General features: G+C 37.6%; 6 protein-coding genes. All 6 read left to right on the forward strand.

Annotation, left to right across the window (positions count from 1 at the left end):
* Nucleotides 1–369, forward strand: a 369-nt coding sequence (locus ACJAT0_RS12250) for an aldehyde dehydrogenase family protein (protein WP_415181886.1), incomplete at its 5' end; no start/stop codon positions are given.
* A 140-nt stretch (nt 370–509) separates the two neighbouring features.
* Nucleotides 510–1,067 (forward strand): transposase, encoded by a 558-nt coding sequence (locus ACJAT0_RS12255; protein ID WP_374002025.1) that lies wholly within the window; start codon nt 510–512, stop codon nt 1,065–1,067.
* Nucleotides 1,057–2,280: an NAD(P)/FAD-dependent oxidoreductase gene (locus ACJAT0_RS12260; RefSeq protein ID WP_415181887.1), complete on the forward strand. Its 1,224-nt coding sequence runs from the start codon at nt 1,057–1,059 to the stop codon at nt 2,278–2,280. The genes ACJAT0_RS12255 and ACJAT0_RS12260 overlap by 11 nt, the downstream gene beginning before the upstream one ends.
* Before the next feature lie 653 nt (nt 2,281–2,933).
* A complete protein-coding gene (gpmI, locus tag ACJAT0_RS12265; protein WP_415181888.1) occupies nt 2,934–4,448 on the forward strand; it encodes a 2,3-bisphosphoglycerate-independent phosphoglycerate mutase in 1,515 nt (504 codons plus the stop codon).
* A gap of 4 nt (nt 4,449–4,452) precedes the next feature.
* The gene (locus tag ACJAT0_RS12270) at nt 4,453–5,070 is read left to right on the forward strand and encodes a thioredoxin family protein (RefSeq protein ID WP_374002022.1); all 618 of its coding nucleotides are present in this window, start codon (nt 4,453–4,455) and stop codon (nt 5,068–5,070) included.
* Nucleotides 5,071–5,148: 78 nt separating this feature from the next.
* A partial coding sequence (locus ACJAT0_RS12275) for a hypothetical protein (RefSeq protein WP_415181889.1) occupies nt 5,149–5,747 on the forward strand: 599 nt, incomplete at its 3' end.

The following is a 5,747-nucleotide window of genomic DNA, read 5'->3' on the forward strand; positions in this document are numbered from 1 at the left end:
GGATATGGGAAGGGTTACTATTTAGAACCGACCGTAATCGAAGTGACTTCTAACGACTGCAAACTCAACCAAGAAGAAATCTTTGGACCCGTCGTGACCATCATGCCATTTACCGATGAAGCTCATGCACTAGAACTAGCAAACGGAACCAAATACGGATTGAGCGCCACCTTATGGACCAACGACCTATCGAGAACCATGAGAATGACACAAGAAATTGAAGCGGGAATAGTCTGGGTCAACACGTGGTTGAATAGAGATTTGCGCACTCCTTTTGGCGGTGTAAAAGACAGCGGCGTAGGAAGAGAAGGCGGTTTTGAAGCCCTTGATTTCTTTACAGAATCGAAAAATGTTTGTATTGAGTATTAAAACCCCGTTGAGCCAGAGGTTGCCATCACCAATAGTTGGCAGGTCTGATCTCGATAATTTCTTTTTAGTTAGAAACTAACATGCCGAGTATTCTTCTTAGCATGTTTGGTTGAATTGAAAGATGTTCCTACCTTGTTGTTATGAAGGATAGAATCGAAAGTGATAGGTGTTACCATATATTTAATCAAGCCCATGGGATGATTGATCTTTTTAAAGAATCGCGTAATTACCCTTTCTTTATCGATAAAATGGAAAAACACTTAACGCCAGTTTGTGAAATACTCGCCTTCTGCTTGATGAAGAATCATTTTCATCTCGTGATAAAGACAAGAGAAATTGAAGAATCTGAAATCTCTGAAGCGTTTGCAAATCTTTTTATAGGTTATACAAAATCTTATAACAACGTTTATGATAGATCTGGAAGTTTATTTAAAAAGCCATTTAAAAGAAAACTTATAGAATCGGAAACCTATTTGAAAAATGTCATTTTATATATTCATTGCAACCCGGTTAAGGATGGGTTTGTAGAAGATATTATCAGTTATCCTTGGTCTTCATACCATGAAATTTTAGATGATTTTTCGACTTTTGTAGAACGCAACTTTATTCTAGAATTGTTTGATGATTCCACTAACTTTGTTGCCGCTCATAAAGCTTTTCAGTTACACACCTCTTTTACTCCTACTTTTGAACAATAAAAACTACAATACCATAATCATAGGCGGCGGTGCAGCCGGATTTTTTGCAGCCATCAACCTCGCCGAGCAAACTAGCAATCATTCCATTGCTATTGTAGAGCGTGGGAAAGACGTATTACAAAAAGTACGTATTTCTGGCGGTGGAAGATGCAATGTTACACATGCCCAGTTTGAGCCCAAACCTTTATCACTGAATTACCCGCGCGGTGAAAAAGAATTATTAGGCCCGTTTCACAGTTTTATGACCGGCGATACCATAAGTTGGTTTCAAGAACGCGGCATAGAATTAAAAATCGAAGAAGATGGACGTATGTTTCCAGTTTCCAATTCATCACAGACTATTATCGATTGTTTTATCTCGCTTGCGCAAAAACATCATATAGACATACTCACTAGCAATAATGTAGCTTCAATTGAAAAAAAAGACCTCTGGGAATTACACACCAAAACAGATACTTTCTCTTGTGACAACCTGGTCGTTACCGCGGGTAGCAGCCCCAAAGTTTGGGAGATGATGCGCAAACTAAATCATACTATTGTAAACGCCGTTCCATCTCTTTTTACTTTTAATACAGTCGATAAACAAATAACCGAGCTGGCTGGAATTGCCCTAGAAGCTCGAGTAGACATCCCTCAACTGAAACTAGAATCCCAAGGACCTTTGTTAATAACGCATTGGGGTTTTTCTGGACCAGCGATTTTAAAAATGAGCGCTTGGGGAGCGCGTGAACTCCATAAAGCCGATTATCAATTTGATTTAGTTATCAACTGGTTGAATTACCTATCGCATCAAGAATGTTTAGAAAGCCTTTTCGAAAGAAGAAAAAACAGTAAAAAACAAGTCGGTAATGAGTGGTTGTTTGACCTACCTAAACGACTTTGGAAATACGTTGCAGAAAGCGTCCAGCTCACAGAAAAAAACTGGGCAGATTGTTCTAATGTAGACCTTCAAAATCTAGCCACACATTTAACCGCTAGTACATTTGCGATCAATGGAAAAAGCACTTTTAAAGAAGAATTTGTAACGGCAGGTGGCGTAGATCTAAAAGAAGTCAACTTTAGGTCGTTTGCTTCAAAAAAACAGGAGAACCTTTACCTGGCAGGAGAAATATTAAACATAGATGCCATTACAGGCGGCTTTAATTTTCAAAATGCCTGGACTGGTGGCTGGATCATTGCGAGGGCGATAAGTACTAAAAAAAGAGAATACTGATTACTTTTTTTAATCCAAATCGATGATAAAAACGATTCAATTCAATTCAGCCCATATGATGAAATGGAAGCTCCTTATTTAAAAAATGTAATGATTGTACTCAATTCCTTAATTCTTTTGGAACTGACACTACAGATTGGGGAATTAATTCCTCCAACAAAATTAAAATTATAAACCTGACTGAGCTTGGAAGAGGTTCTAAAAATCAAATTAAAAGCTCCCTATCAAATGACCCGTCAGGAAGTATTATAATGCTATCTACCTGCGATACAGATTTAGATAAAGAGTCTCTTCAAGACGCATTAAATTATGAGGTTGAACAATAAGATTATAAAAGCGCTTGTATACTTCGTGATCTCGTCAATGGACTCTAATATACTCAAAACGCCTAGGTTTCCGAATTTCCTGCTCTTTCTTTTTCCTTTTCTCTGCGTTAAAATTTACAAGCCTAACATAAGCTATGCTTGAAAATTTATGCCTTAACAAAAGAAAAAATAAATCTGCTAAATTCTCCGAAGACCTAAATGCTTTGAGAATATAATCACTTCAATTAAAACAACTCCATCGCTTTCGTAGAAAAAAGTTAATCAGTTTCCTTATTTGGACTTAAAAACCTGCGATTTACGTAATTTGGTAATTCAAAATCTTACACATTGAATAAGCAAACGATTTTAATGATTCTCGACGGTTGGGGAATCACACAAGACCCTAAAGTAAGTGCTATTGCACAAGCTCACACACCATTCATAGATAGTTTATATGAAAAATACCCACATGCTACTTTGCGCACAGATGGTGAATATGTAGGTCTTCCTGAAGGGCAAATGGGAAATAGCGAGGTAGGACATATGAATCTAGGTGCTGGTAGAATTGTGTATCAAGATCTTGCCAAAATCAATAAAGCCATAAAAGACGACACGCTTAAAGAGGAGAAAGTGCTGGTGGAGGCTCTCGCTTTCGCGAAAGCAAACTCTAAAAAAGTACATTTCTTAGGTTTGCTGTCTGACGGTGGCGTTCATGCTCATATCGAGCATTTAAAAGCATTGCTAGATGTGGCTCAAGATCATGACATAGAAGAGGTTTTTATTCATGCTTTTACAGATGGACGCGATGTAGATCCTAAATCTGGAGCGGGACATGTGGAAGATTTAATGAATTATATAAGTGGTACTAATGCACAACTGGCAACAGTAACTGGACGTTATTTTGCGATGGACAGAGATCAACGATGGGAACGAGTTAAAAAAGCCTACGATGTCATTGTAAATGGTATGGGTGCACCTACTCATGATCCTGTTGCAGCGATAGAAGAGAATTATGTAAATGGGATCACAGACGAATTTATAGAGCCTATCGTAGTTCTTAACGGCACAGAACCTGCCGCCCTAGTGGAAGAAGGCGATGTAGTTATTTTCTTTAATTATAGAACGGATCGTGGTCGAGAGCTGACTCAAATGTTAACTCAAAAAGATAATCACGAACAAAATACCCACGCTCTAGATCTTTATTATGTCACTATGACTAAATATGACGAAAGCTATAAAAATGTGAACATCATCTTTGAAAAAGACAATCTTAAAAACACCCTAGGACAGGTGCTTTCTGAAGCTGGAAAAACACAAATACGTATTGCTGAAACAGAGAAATACCCGCATGTAACTTTTTTCTTTAATGGTGGACAAGAACAAGCTTTCTCAGGAGAAAGCAGGCTGATGTGTAACTCGCCTAAAGTAGCTACTTATGACTTGCAACCAGAAATGTCTATAGACTGCGTTACCAGCAGTATCATTCCTGAAATTAATAATAAATCAGCCGATTTTATATGTCTCAACTTTGCAAATCCTGATATGGTAGGTCATACAGGCTCTATGGAAGCTGCGGTAAAAGCATGTGAGGCAGTAGATAATGCCGCAAATAAAGTGATCACTGCTGCGATTGAAAACGATTACACCATCATTGTAATTGCAGACCATGGAAATTGTGAGGTCATGCTCAATCCAGATGGCTCAGTAAATACAGCGCATACTACTAATCCTGTACCGATTATAATAGTTGACAAATACCTAAAAGAAGTTAAAGACGGTATTTTAGGCGATATTGCTCCTACCGTATTAAAGTTAATAGGAGTACAAAAACCAAGTGAAATGACTCAAAACTCCTTAATTTAGAACAATGAAAAAGATCTTTATAGTAATAGCTGCGGTTGTATTAACCGCTTGTGGAACTCAAAAGGCCACCACAAAAACAACAAGCACTGGGACAACAACGACCACAACTGAGAAAAAAGAAAATGCGGCAAGTCAGATAGCTGGAGTGATAGAAGTCGGTTCTGATTATGCTAAGGATCCCTCTGGAAATCTAACTGGAAAAGTGGACAAAAATGCCTTTATGCAAGGCTCTTTCAGTTCCTGGTTCAATAGTACTTATAAGGCTTACCAGCCAGATCAAGCTAGTATCAATGGGCTTAAAGTTGCTCTGGAAGATATAGAAATAAGAGCTTATATGGGAACTTGGTGTGGAGACTCTAAAAGGGAGACACCTCAGTTTTATAACATACTAGATGCAGCTGGTTATGATTTAGAAAAGGTGACCATGATTACCGTAGACCGTTCTAAAAAGCAACCTGCAAGTCTTGTCTCTGGCTATGATCTCAATCGTGTGCCTACTTTTATTTTCTATCGCAATGGAACTGAAATCGGACGGTACGTTGAAAGACCTAGAGAATCTCTTGAAAAAGACATGTTAAAAATTGTTACTGATCAAGAATACAAGCATTCTTACGACAACTAAAAACCACCAATAACTTTATTTAAAACGAGGAATTAATATTCCTCGTTTTTTTTATATCTTGAGGTTAAATTAAAACTGTTGAATTTTCATTTTTCAAATCGTTATGTTCTTAACGCATCTCTTATTATTTGCTGGCTGGCGACCGCATTTATAGGTTTTAACGGTTTTTTTAAATCTCATGATTTCCTAACCGTTTCCCTATTTGACTTTCAGATTCCTGATGTACTGACCTCTTTAATAGCTGTATTTGCTTTTTTACTTCCTGTGATTGCGCTGTTCATTAATGTAAGAATTGCAAAATGGCTGCTGTTCATTTCTGTATTTTTATACCTGCTGCTTATTCTATTTGATTTACACAGATTAACGCCTTATATGATCGTTTATCTCGGTGTATTCTCAGCACTTATTTTACTCAAGTACGACTCTAGTATTCTCTACACAGCATTGTTGATTGTAGCTTCAGGCATCTATATTTTTAATGGGTTGCACAAACTCCATCCAGGTTTTGTAAACGACATTGCGCCACGCTTGTGGTTTCATTTCCTTCCTTTTAACTACACTAACACTTTAGGCTATAGCTTTGCCATACTAGAAATCATTGCTGGATTATTTCTTTTGATTCCGCTTACGCGAAAACTTGCTTGTATCGTTCTCCTGGTCATGCATATCATTATTAT

The sequence above is a fragment of the Nonlabens sp. genome (genome assembly GCF_047636915.1).
In the GTDB taxonomy this organism is placed as follows: domain Bacteria; phylum Bacteroidota; class Bacteroidia; order Flavobacteriales; family Flavobacteriaceae; genus Nonlabens.